The organism is Pantoea sp. MHSD4 (genome assembly GCF_021043305.1).
In the GTDB taxonomy this organism is placed as follows: Bacteria; Pseudomonadota; Gammaproteobacteria; order Enterobacterales; family Enterobacteriaceae; genus Pantoea; species Pantoea eucalypti.
Genome location: NZ_JAJNDH010000002.1, coordinates 1 through 15,805 on the forward strand (window position 1 = coordinate 1; position 15,805 = coordinate 15,805).

The 15,805-nt window shown below is 56.1% G+C and carries 16 protein-coding genes and 2 tRNA genes; 10 read left to right on the forward strand and 8 right to left on the reverse strand.

Annotation, left to right across the window (positions count from 1 at the left end; all coding sequences use genetic code 11):
* Positions 1 to 50 precede the first annotated feature (50 nt).
* Positions 51 to 127, forward strand: a tRNA-Asp gene (locus tag LQK91_RS06745).
* Between the two features lie 634 nt (positions 128 to 761).
* The gene (locus LQK91_RS06750; RefSeq protein ID WP_105099467.1) at positions 762 to 1,556 is read left to right on the forward strand and encodes an endonuclease/exonuclease/phosphatase family protein; all 795 of its coding nucleotides are present in this window, start codon (positions 762 to 764) and stop codon (positions 1,554 to 1,556) included.
* A 107-nt stretch (positions 1,557 to 1,663) separates the two neighbouring features.
* Here the strand turns inward: LQK91_RS06750 and mltD are convergent, their stop codons facing one another.
* Both mltD and gloB read right to left on the reverse strand, forming a co-directional pair.
* A complete protein-coding gene (mltD, locus tag LQK91_RS06755; RefSeq protein WP_033742950.1) occupies positions 1,664 to 3,040 on the reverse strand; it encodes a murein transglycosylase D in 1,377 nt (458 codons plus the stop codon).
* A gap of 71 nt (positions 3,041 to 3,111) precedes the next feature.
* Positions 3,112 to 3,867 (reverse strand): hydroxyacylglutathione hydrolase, encoded by a 756-nt coding sequence (gene gloB, locus LQK91_RS06760; protein WP_003852545.1) that lies wholly within the window; start codon positions 3,865 to 3,867, stop codon positions 3,112 to 3,114.
* 42 nt (positions 3,868 to 3,909) lie between these two features.
* On the opposite strand from gloB, the gene LQK91_RS06765 reads away from it, so the two are divergent.
* Complete coding sequence (locus LQK91_RS06765) at positions 3,910 to 4,647, forward strand: class I SAM-dependent methyltransferase (protein ID WP_003852547.1); 738 nt, start codon at positions 3,910 to 3,912, stop codon at positions 4,645 to 4,647.
* Here the strand turns inward: LQK91_RS06765 and rnhA are convergent.
* On the reverse strand, positions 4,629 to 5,096 hold the full coding sequence (gene rnhA, locus LQK91_RS06770; RefSeq protein ID WP_003852549.1) for a ribonuclease HI: 468 nt from the start codon (positions 5,094 to 5,096) through the stop codon (positions 4,629 to 4,631). The two genes, LQK91_RS06765 and rnhA, sit on opposite strands and share 19 nt — an antisense overlap.
* Before the next feature lie 51 nt (positions 5,097 to 5,147).
* On the opposite strand from rnhA, the gene dnaQ reads away from it, so the two are divergent.
* Together dnaQ and LQK91_RS06780 are read left to right on the forward strand one after the other, a co-directional pair.
* Complete coding sequence (dnaQ, locus tag LQK91_RS06775) at positions 5,148 to 5,879, forward strand: DNA polymerase III subunit epsilon (protein ID WP_003852550.1); 732 nt, start codon at positions 5,148 to 5,150, stop codon at positions 5,877 to 5,879.
* A 134-nt stretch (positions 5,880 to 6,013) separates the two neighbouring features.
* Positions 6,014 to 6,090: transfer RNA gene (locus LQK91_RS06780), tRNA-Asp, on the forward strand.
* Between the two features lie 49 nt (positions 6,091 to 6,139).
* Here the strand turns inward: LQK91_RS06780 and LQK91_RS06785 are convergent.
* On the reverse strand, positions 6,140 to 7,648 hold the full coding sequence (locus LQK91_RS06785) for an NCS1 family nucleobase:cation symporter-1 (RefSeq protein WP_003852551.1): 1,509 nt from the start codon (positions 7,646 to 7,648) through the stop codon (positions 6,140 to 6,142).
* A gap of 143 nt (positions 7,649 to 7,791) precedes the next feature.
* On the opposite strand from LQK91_RS06785, the gene LQK91_RS06790 reads away from it, so the two are divergent.
* Genes LQK91_RS06790 through puuE form a run of 3 tightly spaced genes read left to right on the forward strand, consistent with a single transcriptional unit; the run spans position 7,792 to position 10,228 of the window.
* Positions 7,792 to 8,514: a GntR family transcriptional regulator gene (locus tag LQK91_RS06790; protein WP_105099466.1), complete on the forward strand. Its 723-nt coding sequence runs from the start codon at positions 7,792 to 7,794 to the stop codon at positions 8,512 to 8,514.
* On the forward strand, positions 8,511 to 9,242 hold the full coding sequence (hpxA, locus tag LQK91_RS06795) for an allantoin racemase (protein ID WP_003852554.1): 732 nt from the start codon (positions 8,511 to 8,513) through the stop codon (positions 9,240 to 9,242). Before LQK91_RS06790 ends, hpxA begins: the two co-directional genes overlap by 4 nt.
* A 32-nt stretch (positions 9,243 to 9,274) precedes the next feature.
* Entirely contained in the window at positions 9,275 to 10,228 is a 954-nt protein-coding gene (gene puuE, locus LQK91_RS06800) for an allantoinase PuuE (protein WP_039658999.1), read from the forward strand.
* A 50-nt stretch (positions 10,229 to 10,278) separates the two neighbouring features.
* Here puuE and hpxZ read toward each other — a convergent pair whose 3' ends face one another.
* The 4 genes from hpxZ to LQK91_RS06820 are packed head-to-tail and all read right to left on the reverse strand — an operon-like array spanning position 10,279 to position 13,834.
* Positions 10,279 to 10,659: an oxalurate catabolism protein HpxZ gene (gene hpxZ, locus LQK91_RS06805; RefSeq protein WP_003852558.1), complete on the reverse strand. Its 381-nt coding sequence runs from the start codon at positions 10,657 to 10,659 to the stop codon at positions 10,279 to 10,281.
* On the reverse strand, positions 10,659 to 12,056 hold the full coding sequence (locus LQK91_RS06810; protein WP_105099465.1) for an AtzE family amidohydrolase: 1,398 nt from the start codon (positions 12,054 to 12,056) through the stop codon (positions 10,659 to 10,661). The genes hpxZ and LQK91_RS06810 overlap by 1 nt, the downstream gene beginning before the upstream one ends.
* Positions 12,053 to 12,235, reverse strand: a complete 183-nt coding sequence (gene hpxX, locus LQK91_RS06815; RefSeq protein ID WP_105099464.1) for an oxalurate catabolism protein HpxX — start codon at positions 12,233 to 12,235, stop codon at positions 12,053 to 12,055. Before hpxX ends, LQK91_RS06810 begins: the two co-directional genes overlap by 4 nt.
* A gap of 12 nt (positions 12,236 to 12,247) precedes the next feature.
* On the reverse strand, positions 12,248 to 13,834 hold the full coding sequence (locus LQK91_RS06820) for a gamma-glutamyltransferase family protein (RefSeq protein ID WP_105099463.1): 1,587 nt from the start codon (positions 13,832 to 13,834) through the stop codon (positions 12,248 to 12,250).
* Positions 13,835 to 13,985: 151 nt separating this feature from the next.
* Between LQK91_RS06820 and hpxU the strand changes: the two genes are divergently transcribed.
* Both hpxU and LQK91_RS06830 read left to right on the forward strand, forming a co-directional pair.
* Complete coding sequence (hpxU, locus tag LQK91_RS06825) at positions 13,986 to 14,825, forward strand: MurR/RpiR family transcriptional regulator HpxU (protein WP_003852567.1); 840 nt, start codon at positions 13,986 to 13,988, stop codon at positions 14,823 to 14,825.
* Positions 14,826 to 15,016: 191 nt separating this feature from the next.
* Positions 15,017 to 15,802 carry a transporter substrate-binding domain-containing protein gene (locus tag LQK91_RS06830; protein WP_003852569.1) on the forward strand — a complete coding sequence of 262 codons (786 nt, stop codon included), beginning with the start codon at positions 15,017 to 15,019 and terminating at the stop codon, positions 15,800 to 15,802.
* Positions 15,803 to 15,805 lie beyond the last annotated feature (3 nt).

The window sequence follows — 15,805 nt, forward strand, 5'->3', positions numbered from 1 at the left end:
CAGGAACAGACGGCTCTCAGCCGGTTGCTGAGAACCGTGAAAGAATCGGTGGAGCGGTAGTTCAGTTGGTTAGAATACCTGCCTGTCACGCAGGGGGTCGCGGGTTCGAGCCCCGTCCGTTCCGCCACTTAATTGGAAAGCCCTGACTTAACGGTCAGGGCTTTTTCCATTGCAGCTAAATCAGCCCGGGAAGTTCGCGCACTGATTCCCATCGATCTGCAGGATCATGTTAACGACAGCTGATAATCTGAACATAAAGCAATAATCCCGTTGTCGATTCCACCATTACGAATGTGTTCGGTTAAACGCCGACAATGCCAGCCTCTTAAGCGTTCACATACGCTGTCGCTGCTCAGCTGTCCACTCAGTAAGAAAACGATAAAAGCCCGCACACAGGCTGGCTCACCCCAGTGTCGTAGCAGTCAACCGCATTAAGGCGCATCCCGACCGGCAGACGTAGTGACTGCAACGGTGCTCCCTCCGCCACTTCACAATCGATCATAAAGTCCGAAAGACGGCTAATATCCTTACCCAAAGACAGAGCTGATTAATTGTCTGCCCACTGTCAGGGCTCAATGATGACAAAGACAATGTCGCCTCCCGATCTGCCTCGATTTGCTTAGCGAGCGAAAAAGGGCTGCTTTATGCTGGAAATGCGTGATGAATTCCGACATTCACCTGCATCCATTGAAACCCCGGTCTAGAATCCCTATAACAGACAGGTGTTAACTGTATTTTTGAATCATCAGCCAGGCGGGAAAGTGCGCAAAAAAACTTATGCAATGCGATATGTAGCAGGACAACCAGTGGAACAGATCTTTCCACCTGGCGCGATGCTCCATCTCGGTCAGGCACTGCCTCCCGGCGCCCCGTTGCCTGCGCATCCAAATCTCAAGGTCCTGGTATGGAACATCTTTAAGCAGCAACGCGCGGATTGGATGTCAGTACTGGAAGGATTTGGTAAGGATGCACATCTTGTATTACTGCAGGAGGCGCAGACCACACCTGAACTGGTGGAGTTTGCGACCAGTAACTATCTGGCTGCCGATCAGGTGCCCGCCTTTGTGCTGCCTCAGCACCCCTCTGGAGTGATGACACTTGCCTCTGCGCACCCGGTCTATTGTTGTCCGTTACGTGAGCGAGAACCTCTGCTGAGGCTGTCAAAATCGGCACTGGTCACGGCTTACCCTCTGCCGGCCGGTGATATGCTGATGGTCGTCAACATCCATGCGGTTAACTTCAGCCTCGGTGTGGACGTTTACAGTAAACAGCTGGGACCTATTGGTGAGCAGATTATGCACCACCAGGGACCGGTAATTATGGCCGGTGATTTTAATGCATGGAGCCGTCAGCGCATCAATGCGCTCTACCGGTTTGCACAGCGGATGAAACTGGAAGAAGTCATGTTTACTGCCGACCATCGTCGTAAAGCGTTTGGCCGCCCGCTGGATTTCGTCTTCTATCGCGATCTCAGAGTGAGCGAAGCATCCGTACTGGTCACGCGCGCGTCCGACCATAATCCGCTACTGGTGGAGTTCAGTTCAGGACGTGAGTAAGAGACATTAAGGCTGCCAGCAGAAGGCAAGGGAAGGGGAGGGGAATGCGTAGACGGCGGCAGATGCATAAAAGAAAAAGGCTGACAATTGTCAGCCTTTTCAACGTATCAGGTATCAGGGGTTGCGTTATTATTCACAAACAGCGTTAAGTTATCGCCGGGTTGAATATCTTTCGCATTGTCCAGCACACTGTTCCAGCGCATCACGTCTTTAATATTGACGCCGTGATGACGGGCAATACTGTCAAGAGAATCACCCTTGCGAACACGGTAGGTGATGCTGTTGCCGTTATCAGCCAGTCGGGTGCCATTCGAACCGATAGTCAGAGTCTGACCCGGTCGGATATCAGCACCGCGCAGGTTGTTTTCCTGCTTCAGTGTCGAGACGCTGACGCCAAGTTTAGCGGCGATACCAGAAAGCGTATCCCCACGTCGCACTTTATACCCGCCACTCGCGCTGGCTTTTGCAAGCTGCGTCGGCTGTACTGCTGCGATGTCACCGGAAGCCAGTGAGTTACGCAGTTTAGCGACGTTCGACTTCGGCACCATAATATAGTGCGGGCCGTTTGGCGCTGTTGCACCGCCTTTGTAGCCGGTATTGAAGCTCTTCAGTTTCGTGAGCGACATACCTGCCATTTCGGCAGCCTGCGTCAGCTGTATCTGCTGACCCACTTCCACTCGCGCCAGAGCACGACTTTCATTAGGTGTCGGCAGTTTGATACCGTAACGCTTGTTATTTTTGAGCAGTTCACTCAGAGCTAACATTTTAGGCACATACACGGTTGTTTCGCGTGGCAGCGATAAATGCCAGAAGTCAGTCGGCTTACCGCGCGCCTTGTTCTGCTTAATCGCTTTAAGCACACGTCCTTCACCACTGTTATAGGCGGCGATGGTTAATAACCAGTCACCGTCAAACATAGTGTTAAGACGCTGCATCATATCCAGCGCAACTTTCGTGGATGCGACCACATCACGTCGCCCATCGTAATACTGGTTTTGTTTCAAACCATAGTTTCGACCCGTAGCTGCAACAATCTGCCAGATGCCAGCGGCATTGGCGGATGACGTTGCCCGGGGGTCAAAAGCGCTCTCCACTATGGGTAGCAGTACCAGTTCCATCGGCATTTTACGTTTCTGTATCTGCTCGACTATCCAGTACATGTACGGCTCTGCCCGTAATGTTACATCGTGGAGATAGCTCTTATTTTTTAAAAATTTTCTTTTTTGTTCGCGGATTGCCGGGTTTTCCGGAATCCCCATCTTCAACTCGTCACTAATGAAACTCCAGAGATCTGCGTCTGCTGCGAGGCCAGTTCCATCTTCCTGCCATCGCGGCGACAAAAACTCGTCTCCGTACTTTCCATTTTCACCTTGACCAGCTGAAGACAGACTCTGTGCATGCTGTTCGGGAATATTGGCATCGTTCCTGGACGCCTGACATCCCACCAGCAAGACTGAGGCGAGTAATATCGCTTTAGCCTTCATATGTGTGTCAATAGTTCGCTTAAAAGACGAGCAACTATACGTGACGACTTTTCACAACACAACCCGAAAAATCAAAAAGCGTCTTTCTTCTCGCGTAGAACAGCAAATGTATGCCATAGCGGTTCATCAGAAACATTAACGTTTAAAGCGCGTTGTAAATCAACGTCTTGCGAACGGAGAAATAAATTAATTGACCGTTCGTGCGCCAGTTTTACAGGCAGACTAATGCCATTTTCAGCGCGTAAGTCCTTAATTTTCTGATATTCGGCCATTATTTGCGGGTCATGAGGCAGAATAGCCGCAGCAAACTTCAAATTGGATAAAGTATATTCATGCGCGCAACAGACTAAGGTTTCTCCTGGTAGCTGATTAAGCTTTTGAAACGAATCATACATTTGCTCTGCTGTGCCCTCAAAAAGGCGTCCACAGCCACCTGAAAAGAGGGTGTCTCCGCAGAAAAGATAAGGGGCGCTGTAATATGAGATATGTCCTAAAGTGTGACCAGGGGTATGAATCACGTCGAAAGTCAGCCCCAGAACCGTGACTTTATCCCCTTCGCTGACGATCGTTCTGGCTCCTTTGGCCTCGGTTTCCTGAGGGCCGTACACCTCCAGTTGCGGGAAATGCTCACACAGGGTTTTCACTCCACCGGTATGATCGTTATGGTGGTGAGTCAGCAGGATGGCGACCGGCTCCCAGCCGTTGGACGCCATTTTTTCTAACACCGGTTGGGCTTCGCCGGGATCGACAATCAGGCATTTACCTTGATCATCCGTCAGTGCCCAGATGTAGTTGTCCTGCAACGCAGGAATACTGGTAAGATTCATCATCACCTCTCGCAGGTCGTAGTAAAAGGAAGAGCGTAAAGCATGAAGCCCGCTAAATCACGCCAGATTCTGAACGCTCCGCTGTCATGGCGCGATATGCCGTGGGGAGAGTATTTCCGCGACGCGTTAACGCAGCAGCTTCAGCCTTACCTCGGAAAGCTATATGGCTTTCATATGCTTAAGCTTGGCAATCTCAGCGCAGAAATCAACACAGAAAATTGTGCTATTTCACATCAGGTCAATGTGGGCAGTAAAGGTGAGCAGTTGCAGGTACTGGCCGACCCGATGCAGTTGCCGTTTGAGTCGAAGTCGGTGGATGCCTGTCTGATGGCCCATACGCTCGCCTGGAGCCAGGATCCTCATCGGGTATTGCGCGAAGTGGACAGGGTGTTAATCGATGATGGCTGGATGATCATCAGCGGTTTTAATCCCTTCAGCCTGCTTGGCGTGAGCAAAATGGTGCCGGGATTAACTCGCAAGGCGCCGTGGAGCGGACGGATGTTCAGCCAGATGCGGTTGCTCGACTGGCTGGGGCTGCTGAATTATGAAGTGGTTTATCGCACCCGGTTTCAGGTGCTGCCGTGGCATCGACAGGGCGGGAAACTGATCAGCGCCCACTTACCGGCGCTGGGCTGCCTGAATATTGTGGTGGCACGTAAACGCACCTTCCCGCTGCTGCCGACACGGGCAAAGAAGAGCCTGAGTACCAGCAAGATCCGCCAGACGGTCAACGCGACGCGTCAGTTCCGCAAGGCAGAGGATCAGGACTCGGCTTTATAACCGATATCTTCAAAGGCAGGGTTTTCAGCTGCAGTGCGGGCCAGCACGTCGCAGCGTTCATTTTCCGGATGTCCGGCATGCCCTTTAACCCACTCCCACTGAATTTTGTGGGTGCTGAGTGCTAAGTCGAGACGCTGCCAGAGATCGACATTCTTTACTGGCTTTTTATCGGCGGTTTTCCAGCCACGCTTTTTCCAGTTATGAATCCAGCTGGTGATTCCCTGGCGCACATACTGACTGTCGGTGCTGAGCACCACATCGCAGGGTTGAGTCAACGCTTCAAGCGAAACAATCGCCGCCATCAACTCCATCCGGTTATTGGTGGTAAGGTGATAGCCCGCGCTGAACGTCTTTTCATGCTGACCGTAGCGTAAAATCGCACCATAACCGCCGGGACCGGGATTTCCGAGGCAGGATCCATCGGTGAATATTTCTACCTGTTTGCGCATCTCTGGTAGACTTCCTCTCAAAAACGCTAAGTCTGACATAAAACGGGTCTTATGAGCACTGCAAATAACCGCCAGATCGTTCTCGATACTGAAACCACCGGCATGAACATGATCGGGGTACATTATGAGGGGCACCGCATCATTGAGATTGGTGCGGTGGAGGTGATTAACCGTCGCCTGACCGGCAACAATTTTCATATGTATCTCAAGCCCGATCGGCTGGTCGATCCTGAAGCCTTTGGTGTCCATGGGATTGCAGATGAATTTCTTGCCGACAAGCCCGCGTTCAGCGAAATCGCTGATGAGTTTCTCGACTACATTCGCGGTGCTGAATTAGTCATTCACAACGCACCGTTTGATATCGGCTTTATGGACTACGAGTTCTCAAAGCTGAACCGTGGCATTGAGAAAACCGAAACCTTCTGCAAAATTACCGATAGCCTGGCGCTGGCGCGTCGTATGTTTCCCGGCAAGCGTAACAGCCTTGATGCGCTCTGCTCGCGTTATGAAATAGACAACACCAAGCGTACTCTGCACGGCGCACTGCTCGATGCCGAGATTCTGGCGGAAGTCTTCCTGACCATGACCGGTGGTCAGACGTCGCTCTCGTTCTTATCGGAAAGTGAAAGTGCCCGTGAGGCGCAGGGAGAGAGCATTCAGCGCATCGTCCGTCCCGCCTCTGCACTGCGCGTGGTCACGGCCAGCGAAGAGGAAGTGGTTGCCCATGAGTCCCGTCTGGATCTGGTGATGAAAAAGGGTGGCAGCTGTCTGTGGCGTGGCTGAATGGCCTGTTTTTGTGGATAAAATCAACGCCAAGCTGAAAAAAACAGCAAACGATTTATTCACCTGGAAAAAGCGTTGACGCCGTAACAACCTGCCATTACTATGCGCCTCGTTCTCGACGGGGAACAAAGCGCGGAGCGGTAGTTCAGTTGGTTAGAATACCTGCCTGTCACGCAGGGGGTCGCGGGTTCGAGCCCCGTCCGTTCCGCCAATCTCTTTAAAAAAGCCGATTCAGAAATGAATCGGCTTTTTGCTGTCTGCTATTCAGCGACGGCCTGGTTCTTCTGCGCCACTACCTCGCCATGCGCGCGGGTCACATCTTCAGCTTCACGATCTTCACGGGCGATAAAGCGATAGCAGCCCGCCGCCAGACCAGCACCAATGAACCAGCTGAAGTTCGCCACCTGATGCAGGGAAGGGATAAAACTAATCACCAGGCAAATCGCTACCGACGGCAGCAGCGCGCCAATTGCTTTGGGGTTAAAGCCACCGCGATACCAGTAACGACCAGATGGCGTGTCATTAAACAGATCGTCGACTGAGATACGGCCACGCTTAATCAGATAGAAATCGGTTAACAGAATCCCGAACAGCGGCCCGATAAAGGATCCCAGCACATCCAGTGTGTAGTGAATCAGCTCAGGCGACTGGAACAGGTTCCACGGCGTTAACAGCACTGAACCAACGGCGGCGATCATCCCACCGGTGCGGAAGCTGATTTTCTGTGGGGAACAGTTCGAGAAGTCAAACGCGGGTGAAACGAAGTTCGCCACGATGTTGATGCCGATAGTGGCGGTAATCATGGTCAGCAGACCAATCGCGACCGCCAGATCGTTGCCGACCATGCTTACGGTTTCGATGGGATCGGTAATCATTTTGCCAAACAGCGACTGGGTGCCCGAGACAATCACCACCGTCACCACTGAGAACAGCAGGAAGTTAAACGGCAGGCCCCAGCGGTTGCCGCGACGAATCTCGGACATATTCTTGCCGTAGCGTGAAAAATCACCGAAGTTTAACAGCGGCCCGGAGAAGTAAGAGACCACCAGCGCCGTGGCCGTAATCATCTGCCAGGTCTGTTCGCCTGCGGTCAGCGATTTGCTGGCGAGGGTAAAGGAGATGCCATCGAAACCGGTCTTGTATACAATCCAGCCCGCCAGTGCCACCATCACCACATAGACCGCCGGTCCAGCGACATCAATAAACCGCTTAATGGCGTTCATGCCGTGCCAGAACACCATCGCCTGCAGTAACCACATAATGCCGAAACAGCACCAGCCCAGCAGCGACAGGCCCAGCCAGTGTGGCACGGTCATTGATGTCAGCGACGGCGCAAACTTCAGCAGCACCAGCATCAGTGCATTCGCCGCCAGATAGGTCTGAATGCCATACCAGGCGAACGCGATCAGCCCGCGAATCACCGCCGGAATATTGGCACCAAACACGCCAAACGCCTGACGACAGATCACCGCATAAGGGACACCCGCCATCTGGCTCGGTTTCGCCACCAGGTTGGCACAGATTTGCACGATGCAAATCCCGGCCAGCAGGCAGAGCAGCACCTGCCAGCTGGCTAATCCCAGCGTGAAGAAACTGGCGGCTACCACATAGCCGCCCATGCTGTGCACATCGGACATCCAGAAAGAGAAGATGTTGTACCACGACCAGTTCTGATTGCGAGTCGGTGCCAGGTCTTCGTTACAAAGCCGTGGGCTGTAACGTGCACTGGCTTCAGAGGCCGCGCTGGCCACCGTTGATTGTTTTGGCATGAAACCTGCTCCTGTACCTGAAAGTGGAATGAATAATCTGGTAAGACGGCATTGCAGGATTCAGGCCAGATCTGTTTTCTTGTATACAATATTTATTTTTCACGTATACGATAGTGGCACACAGCGAGCGACCGGAGCAGGTAATGACGAGTAAAACAGGCCAGCGAGACGCCACTCATCTGCAGGACAAAGATGAAGGGATTTACCAGGCGTTGATGAACGCTATTGTTGAGCACCAGCTGCCGCCGGGCAGTAAATTGCCGGAAGAGGCACTTTCCGCGGTCTTTGGGGTGAGTCGCACCGGCATCCGCAAAGTGCTGCAGCGCCTCGCGGCGGTGCAGATGGTCACCCTGACGCCCAAACGTGGTGCGCAGGTGGCGACACCCGGCGTTGAAGAGGCACGTGACATCTTCTCAACCCGCAGTTTAATGGAGTGCGTCAATCTGCCTGCGGTACTGGCGCATCTGCAGCCTCCGCATCTGGCGGCACTGGAGCAGCTCATTGCACAGGAAAACCAGGCGCACGCCGATCATGATGGTCCGGCAGCCATCCGGCTTTCCGCCGCGTTTCATATTCAGCTACAGGCGATCTCCGGTAATCAGGTGCTCACCGGCATGGTGACCAGCCTGACTCAGCGCTCCTCACTGGTAATTGCCGCCTGGGGCGCGCCCTGGCAGCGCGGCTGTCGCTGTGACGATCACGCAAATCTTCTGGCGTTACTGCGCGCTCGTGCGCTGGAACCGCTGACTCTCGCGCTTCAGCATCACTTTGAGCACATCGTTTCCAGCCTGCACTTTGAGCGCAGCGGAGAAACCCTGCCCGATTTCTCCCGACTGTTTGCCTCAGTCTCTGGAGTCGCTTCATGAGTCTGATTCAGGTCATTAATCCCAACACCAGTCTGGCGATGACCGAAACTATCGCTCAGGCCGCGCGTGCGGTCGCCGCGCCGGGCACCGAAATTCTGGCGGTTTCGCCGTCGCAGGGCGTGCCCTCCATTGAAGGGCACTTCGATGAGGCGATCGCCGCCATCGGCGTGCTGGAGCAGATCAAGCTGGGCAGGGAGCAGGGTGTCAGCGGACATGTCATTGCCTGCTTCGGCGATCCGGGTTTACTGGCCGCACGCGAGCTGGCCAGCGGGCCGGTAATCGGCATTGCGGAGGCGGCGATGCACACCGCCACGCTGCTGGCGACACGTTTCTCCATTGTCACCACGCTGCCGCGCACGCTGGTGATTGCGCGTCATCTGTTGCAGCAGTATGGTTTTACCCATCACTGTGCCGCGCTGCATGCCATCGATCTGCCGGTACTGGCGCTGGAGGATGGCAGCGGTCTGGCGCAGGAAAAAGTGCGGCAGCGCTGTATTCAGGCGAAACGGGAAGATGGCAGCGGGGCGATTGTGCTGGGTTGTGGCGGAATGGCGACGCTGGCGGCTTCGCTGACCCAGGAGCTGGGCCTGCCGGTGATTGATGGCGTCAGCGCAGCGGTGAAAATGGTCGAGTCGCTGGTGGCGCTTGGTTTTGGCACCAGCAAACATGGCGATCTGGCCTGGCCTTTGCAGAAACCTCTCTCAGGTGCGTTTCAACATCTAAACTAACGGAACTTTCCCGAATCAAAACAGGTGGAGTAATGACTGACGCTGCAGAGAAGAAAGAGTACAGCTTTAACAAAAACTATCCGCGCGATTTAATCGGTTATGGCGCCAATCCGCCGCACGCCGCCTGGCCCAATAACGCCCGTGTGGCAGTGCAGTTTGTCCTGAATTACGAAGAGGGTGCAGAAAACAGTGTGCTGCATGGCGATGCGGGCTCAGAGCAGTTCCTCTCCGACATCATCGGTGCAGCCAGCTATACCGATCGTCACATGTCGATGGAGTCGCTGTATGAGTACGGCTCCCGCGCCGGCTTCTGGCGCATCCACAATGAATTTCAGAAACGTGGTCTGCCGCTAACCGTGTTTGGTGTGGCGATGGCGCTGGCGCGTCATCCGGAAATTGTCGAGGCGATTAAACAGGCGGACTACGATGTGGTCAGCCACGGCTGGCGCTGGATCCACTATCAGGGCATGGATGCAAAAACTGAACGTCAGCATATGCAGCAGGCAGTGGATGTGCTGGTGGATCTGTTTGGGAAAGCGCCAACAGGCTGGTACACCGGGCGCGACAGCCCGAACACCCGTCGGCTGGTGGTGGAGCAGGGTGGGTTCAGCTACGACAGTGACTACTACGGCGATGATCTGCCGTTCTGGACGCAGGTTACCTGCCAGGATGGCACGGTAAAACCGCACCTGGTTATTCCTTACACCCTTGAGTGCAACGATATGCGCTTTGCCTCGCCGCAGGGGTTTAACACCGCCGAACAGTTCTTCACCTATCTGCGCGACACCTTCGATGTGCTGTATGAAGAGGGAGAGACGGCGCCGAAGATGATGTCGGTCGGCATGCATTGCCGCCTGCTGGGTCGCCCTGGCAAATTCCGCGCGTTGCAGAACTTCCTCGATCACATCCAGCAGCACGACGACGTCTGGATCTGTACCCGCCAGCAGATTGCTGACCACTGGATCGCAACTCACCCGGCACCTTAAGCCAGTTCCGGCGCTTGCCCCGTTCTGAACGGGAGCAGCGCCGGATGCCGTCAGCTCATCAGACTGACCTGCGCCGCCACGATGCACCAGCCGTGGGGCATTCGTACCCAGGTCTGCTGCTGACGACCAATCTTATCGCTACCAGGGCGGGTAAATTCGGTGCTGCAGACCGCATAATCCTCGCCAAAAGTCGTAATCACGGTGTTCCGTAGCGTCCGGTTCAGACCGGCTGAAGGACGCGCGGCACGGAAGGCCCGAATTTCATCAATGCCATACAGATTCTCACCCGCCCCAAGACGCACGGTTCGCGGGTCATGCCAGAAGAGCGCATCCAGTTCTTCCACGTCATTGCTGACCAGCGCCTGCTCGTAGCGATAAAACTGCGCCGTTACCTCGGTGAGCACCTGCGGTAAATTAATCTCTCTGTTCATCACGCTCCTGCCATATTCATTTGCGGCATCGTAATGCCCTGTTGTTCCAGTGCCCAGGCGGCGCGTAGTACTGCCTCTTCATTAAACGGACGGGCGATAAGCTGTAATCCAATCGGCAGGCCACTTCGGGTCGCCAGCGGCACGGTACAGACCGGCAATCCCAGGAAGGAGATCGGCTGCGTCAGCATTCCCATGCTCGCCTTGGCGGGCAGCGACTCACCCTGAATCGTCAGGGTTTGCTGACCGATAGTAATCGCGCTGCAGGGCGTCGCTGGGGCGATCAGCACATCGAACCGATCAAACAGCGGTAACACCTGCTGCTGAAAATGGCGACGGAAACGCTGTGCCTGCACATACCAGGCACCAGGCATCATGGCACCGGCCAGCAGACGCTCACGTGAGTTCGGTTCAAACTGCTCCGGCATCTGGCGCAGGGCAGGCAAATAGTGATTGCCGCCCTCGGCGGCGGTCATGATAAACGCCGCCGAGCGGGCCAGCTCCGCCTCCGGCATCAGCACCTCTTCCTGAGCCTCAAGCGCGGCTGCAACTGCCGCGACGGCCGCGCGGGCATCCTCATCGCACCAGCGGGCAAAAAAACCACCCAGTACGCCACAGCGCAATCCTTCGCTGCCCTGTGACAGCCCTGGCAGCGTCTCGGCCAGTGGACGGTCAGCCTGAAACGCGTCAGCGTGGTCTGCACCCTGCAACAGGTCATACACCAGTGCCAGGTCCTCAACCCGGCGCGCCAGTGGGCCGATGTGATCAAGGCTGGCGACAAACGGATGGCTGCCGCTGCGTGACAGACGACCAAAAGTTGGCTTAAGACCAAAAATACCGCACAGCGACGCGGGCACCCGAATCGAGCCGTTGGTGTCGGTGCCCAGTGAAAAGTGGACCAGCCCGGCGGCCACGGCGGCGGCTGAACCGCCTGAAGAGCCGCCCGCCACGCGGCTCAGATCGCGCGGATTGTGCGTCGCACCATAGTGGCTGTTTTCGGTGGTAAAACCATAGGCATAGGCATCCATGTTCAGCATGCCCGACAGCAGTGCGCCCGCGTGACGCAGTTTCTCCACGGCAAACGCATCTGCCTGGGCCGCAGGGCGATCGCGGAACAGGCTGGCACCGGCCAGTGTGCTGTGACCCGCCACATCAAACAGGTTTTTCACCGCATACGGGATGCCCGCCAGCGGTGGCAGGGTTTCGCCGCGCTGCCGCTGCGCATCAATCGCGCTGGCCTCTTTTAACATGCGCGGCCCGGTCACTTCCGTCCAGGCATTCAGCGCCGGATTATGCTGCTCAACGGCCTGCAGCGTGCTCTTCGCTACCTCCACCGCGCTGATCTCACCCTGCTGGATCGCCCGCTGCAGGCTCTGAATCGAAACATCACCTAATCTCATGCCTGGTATACTCCTGCCACTTCCAGCCGATCGTCCAGCGGAAACGCCATCAGCGGTGCCGCCATCTCCGCGATACGCGACAGCTGGATCAGCAGTTCAGCGCAGCGGGCGTCATCCAGTTCCAGTTGCAGTATCTGCTCCATATGGCCGATGTAGCTGGCCCAGTCGTGTTGATTCATGATTCGCTCCTGTTAAAAACCGGCAGCGCTGCCGTTACTGCGCGGATCGCTTGCGCCCTCAAACATGCCGTTGCTGTGACGCACGATGGCGCCCGCATGGCCAACGGATTCACTGAAGTCCGGCAGCAGCTCCACCTCATGTCCCCACAGACGCAGCATCAATACCGTTTCGTCGTCAAAACGGCCTTCCAGTTTCAGTGAGTCGGACGATTGACCCCAGGTCCGGCCCAGCAGCCAGCGCGGCGCACTGACCGCCTGCTGTAACGGCAGGCCCTGAATGACATGGCGGGTAAAAATCGCCGCCTGGGTCTGCGGCTGTCCATCTCCGCCCATGGCGCCATACACCATTGTCCGGCCATCTTTCAGGCGTGCAGCGGCGGGATTCAGGGTATGAAACGGCTGCTTGCCGGGCGCAAGGGCGAGTAAGTGGTCAGGATCCAGGCTAAACGCCGCGCCACGGTTCTGCCAGGTAATACCGGTGCCGGGCAGCACCACACCACTGCCAAACTCGTGATAGATGCTTTGAATAAAGGAGACCGCCAGACCGCTGCTGTCCATCACGCCCATCCAGACGGTATCGCCCGGGCCGCGTCCGCTCCCCCAGGCTGCCGCCTCACCATCGGTGATTTGGCTGGCGAGTGTGGCAAGGTGATCGCTATCCAGCAGCGCCTGCAGATCTTCGGTAACGTGACGCGGATCGGTGATGTGTTTGTCCCGCAGCGCAAAGGCTTTCTTGGTGGCTTCAACGATGCGGTGCACCGTCTGCGCGTCATCAGCCTCCGCCATCGCCAGCCGGTCGGTGATGCCGAGGATGGCCAGCGACACCATGCCCTGCGTCGGCGGGGCGATATTCCAGATGTCGCCTTCACTGTGTGCGAGGTGCAGTGGCGTTGTGCGGCGGGCGCGATGCTGCTGCAGATCGTTCAGCGTCACCGGCATGCCCAGTGTCGCCATCTCGTCGGCCAGATGATGAGCCAGCGGGCCGCGATAAAAACTGTCGAGTCCCTCTTCGGTGAGCTGACTCAGGGTGTTCGCCAGTGCGGGCTGGGTAAAACGGCTGCCGGGCTGCGGCACCTCGCCGTCAGGCATAAACGTGGCGCTGAAGCCGGGCTGATGCTGCAACTCACTGCGAAACGTCGCGGTGGCGGCGCTCTGTGAAGCGGTCACCGGAATGCCGTCGGCGGCGTAGCGAATGGCATCACGCAGCAGACGAGCCAGCGGCAGCGGCGGGGTGCCCATCTCCTTAGAGAGCATCAGTGCCTCCTGCCAGCCACTGACTGTACCGGCTACGGTCAGCGCCGCTTTCGGTCCGCGATGTGGAATTTTCGGGTGATCGGCGTAAAAATCGCGGTGAGCCAGTGAACCTGCTGCGCCGCTGGCGTCGATAGCGACAGGATCACCACCGGGCGGCAGAATCAGCCAGAAACCGTCGCCGCCCAGTCCATTCATGTGTGGATAGACCACCGCGATAGTTGCGGCGGCGGCCACCATCGCTTCAATGGCATTACCGCCATCACGCAGTACCGCGAGTGCGCTTTCACTCGCCAGATGGTGCGGCGTCACCGCCATCCCCTGCGGGGCCATATTGCTTTGAATCATCGTTTTCTCATTCTTCGGGTGACAGTACGCATAACAAAGCAAGAGCTGTTCCAGTTTTCACCCTGCGATGACAATGCGCCGGTTAACCTGGCGTAAATTGTGCTAGGTTTTGCTAAACAAAAGTGCTGAAACAAAAGTTACAGGACGCCTTATGCAACAGCTTGATGAACGACTCAGAAGTCACTATCCCCAGCTCTCGCCACAGGAACAGCGCATTGCTGACTTCGTGTTTGACCATTTCGATGACCTGATCAGCTACAACAGCGCCGAGCTGGCGCGGCTCAGTGGTGTGTCGAAAGCCACGGTCAGCAGGCTGTTTAAGCGACTGGGCTACGAAAAGTACAAGGATATGCGCGATGAGTTACGCATCCTGCGTCAGAGCGGCATGCCGCTGACAGATAATCGTGATGCCGTGCAGGGCAATACCTTGCTGGCACGCCACTATAAGCAGGAGATGGCGAATCTGACGCAGTGGGTTAACAGCCTGGATGCACAGCACTTTAACGAGGTTATTCAGCAGCTGTCGCAGGCAAAACGCGTCTTTATCATCGGTATGCGCAATGCCTACCCGGTGGCGCTGCACCTGCGCCAGCAACTGGTGCAGGCGCGTTCACAGGTGCATATTCTGCCGCAGCCGGGCCAGACGCTGGCAGAGGAGCTGGTGGATATCACACCGGACGACATGGTCATCGTGATGGCCTTTCGTCGTCGTCCACGCATCATTCGCCCGCTGATGCAGCAGTTGCAGGCAGCCGGTATCCCGCTGCTGGCGCTGTGTGAGCCGCAGGCGCAGACGGTGATTGCGCTGGCGCGCTGGCAACTCTGTACGCCGCTGGACAGCGTCTCCGCCTTCGACAGTTACAGTGCCGCCATGAGTCTGGTTAACCTGATCGCCAATGCCCTGCTGCATGAAATGCTGGCTCAGGGACGTCAGCGGATTCATCAGATCGCTGACCTTTATCAGCAGTTCGACGAACTGGAGCACCGTTAGCAGGCACCGTTTTGGTGCTTTGCCCCATTTCAGAACGCCGCTTCCCCGGCGTAGTCGCTCCGATTACGCCCGCATTCTGCTGAACTCTCTGCCGCTTAACCCTTTTTTTGTTGCCGCCCGGATTGGCACATTAGTTGCAGATTGCATGTCAAAGAATCTTTTGTTTCACGTTAATCTCACCGGGGTGCATAATGAAAAAAGTTTTAATGGCGGTAGCAGCTGCAGCATTACTGATGGCTCAGGCGGGAAGTGCGCTGGCCGATCAACTGCAGGACATCCAGAAGCGCGGTGTCATCCGCGTCGCTGTGCCGCAGGATTTCCCACCCTTTGGCTCGGTCGGCACTGACCTTCAGCCGCAGGGGTATGACATCGACACGGCGAAATATCTGGCAAAGCAGATGAAACTTAAGTTGCAGCTGGTGCCGGTCAGCAGTGCCAACCGCGTGCCTTATCTGCAAACTGACAAGGTCGATCTGGTTATCTCCAGCATGGGTAAAAATGCCGAGCGTGAGAAAGTGATCGACTTTACACGTGCCTATGCGCCGTTCTTCCTGGGCGTATTTGGTCCGAAAGGTGATGAGATCAAAGCGGCGTCGGCGCTGAGCGGCAAGTCGATTGGCGTCACGCGCGGTGCGGTAGAAGACATGGTGCTCAGCGACGTTGCGCCGAAAGATGCGCAGATAAAACGCTATGAAGATAACAACACCACGTTGTCTGCCTATCTCTCCGGTCAGGTGCAATATGTCGCCACCGGTAACCTGGTGGTCGCCGCGATTGCACGCCAGAATCCGGCTAAAGCGCCTGTCGCGCAGTTTATGCTGAAAGATTCACCCTGCTTTATCGGCCTGAAGAAAGATGAGCCTGCGCTGAAAGCGAAAGTCAATGCGCTGATTGAGCAGGGCATCAAAGATGGCACTCTGAATAAACTGTCAGAAGAGTGGCTCAAAGCGCCGCTGCCCGCCAACCTCGGCGCCTGAGGA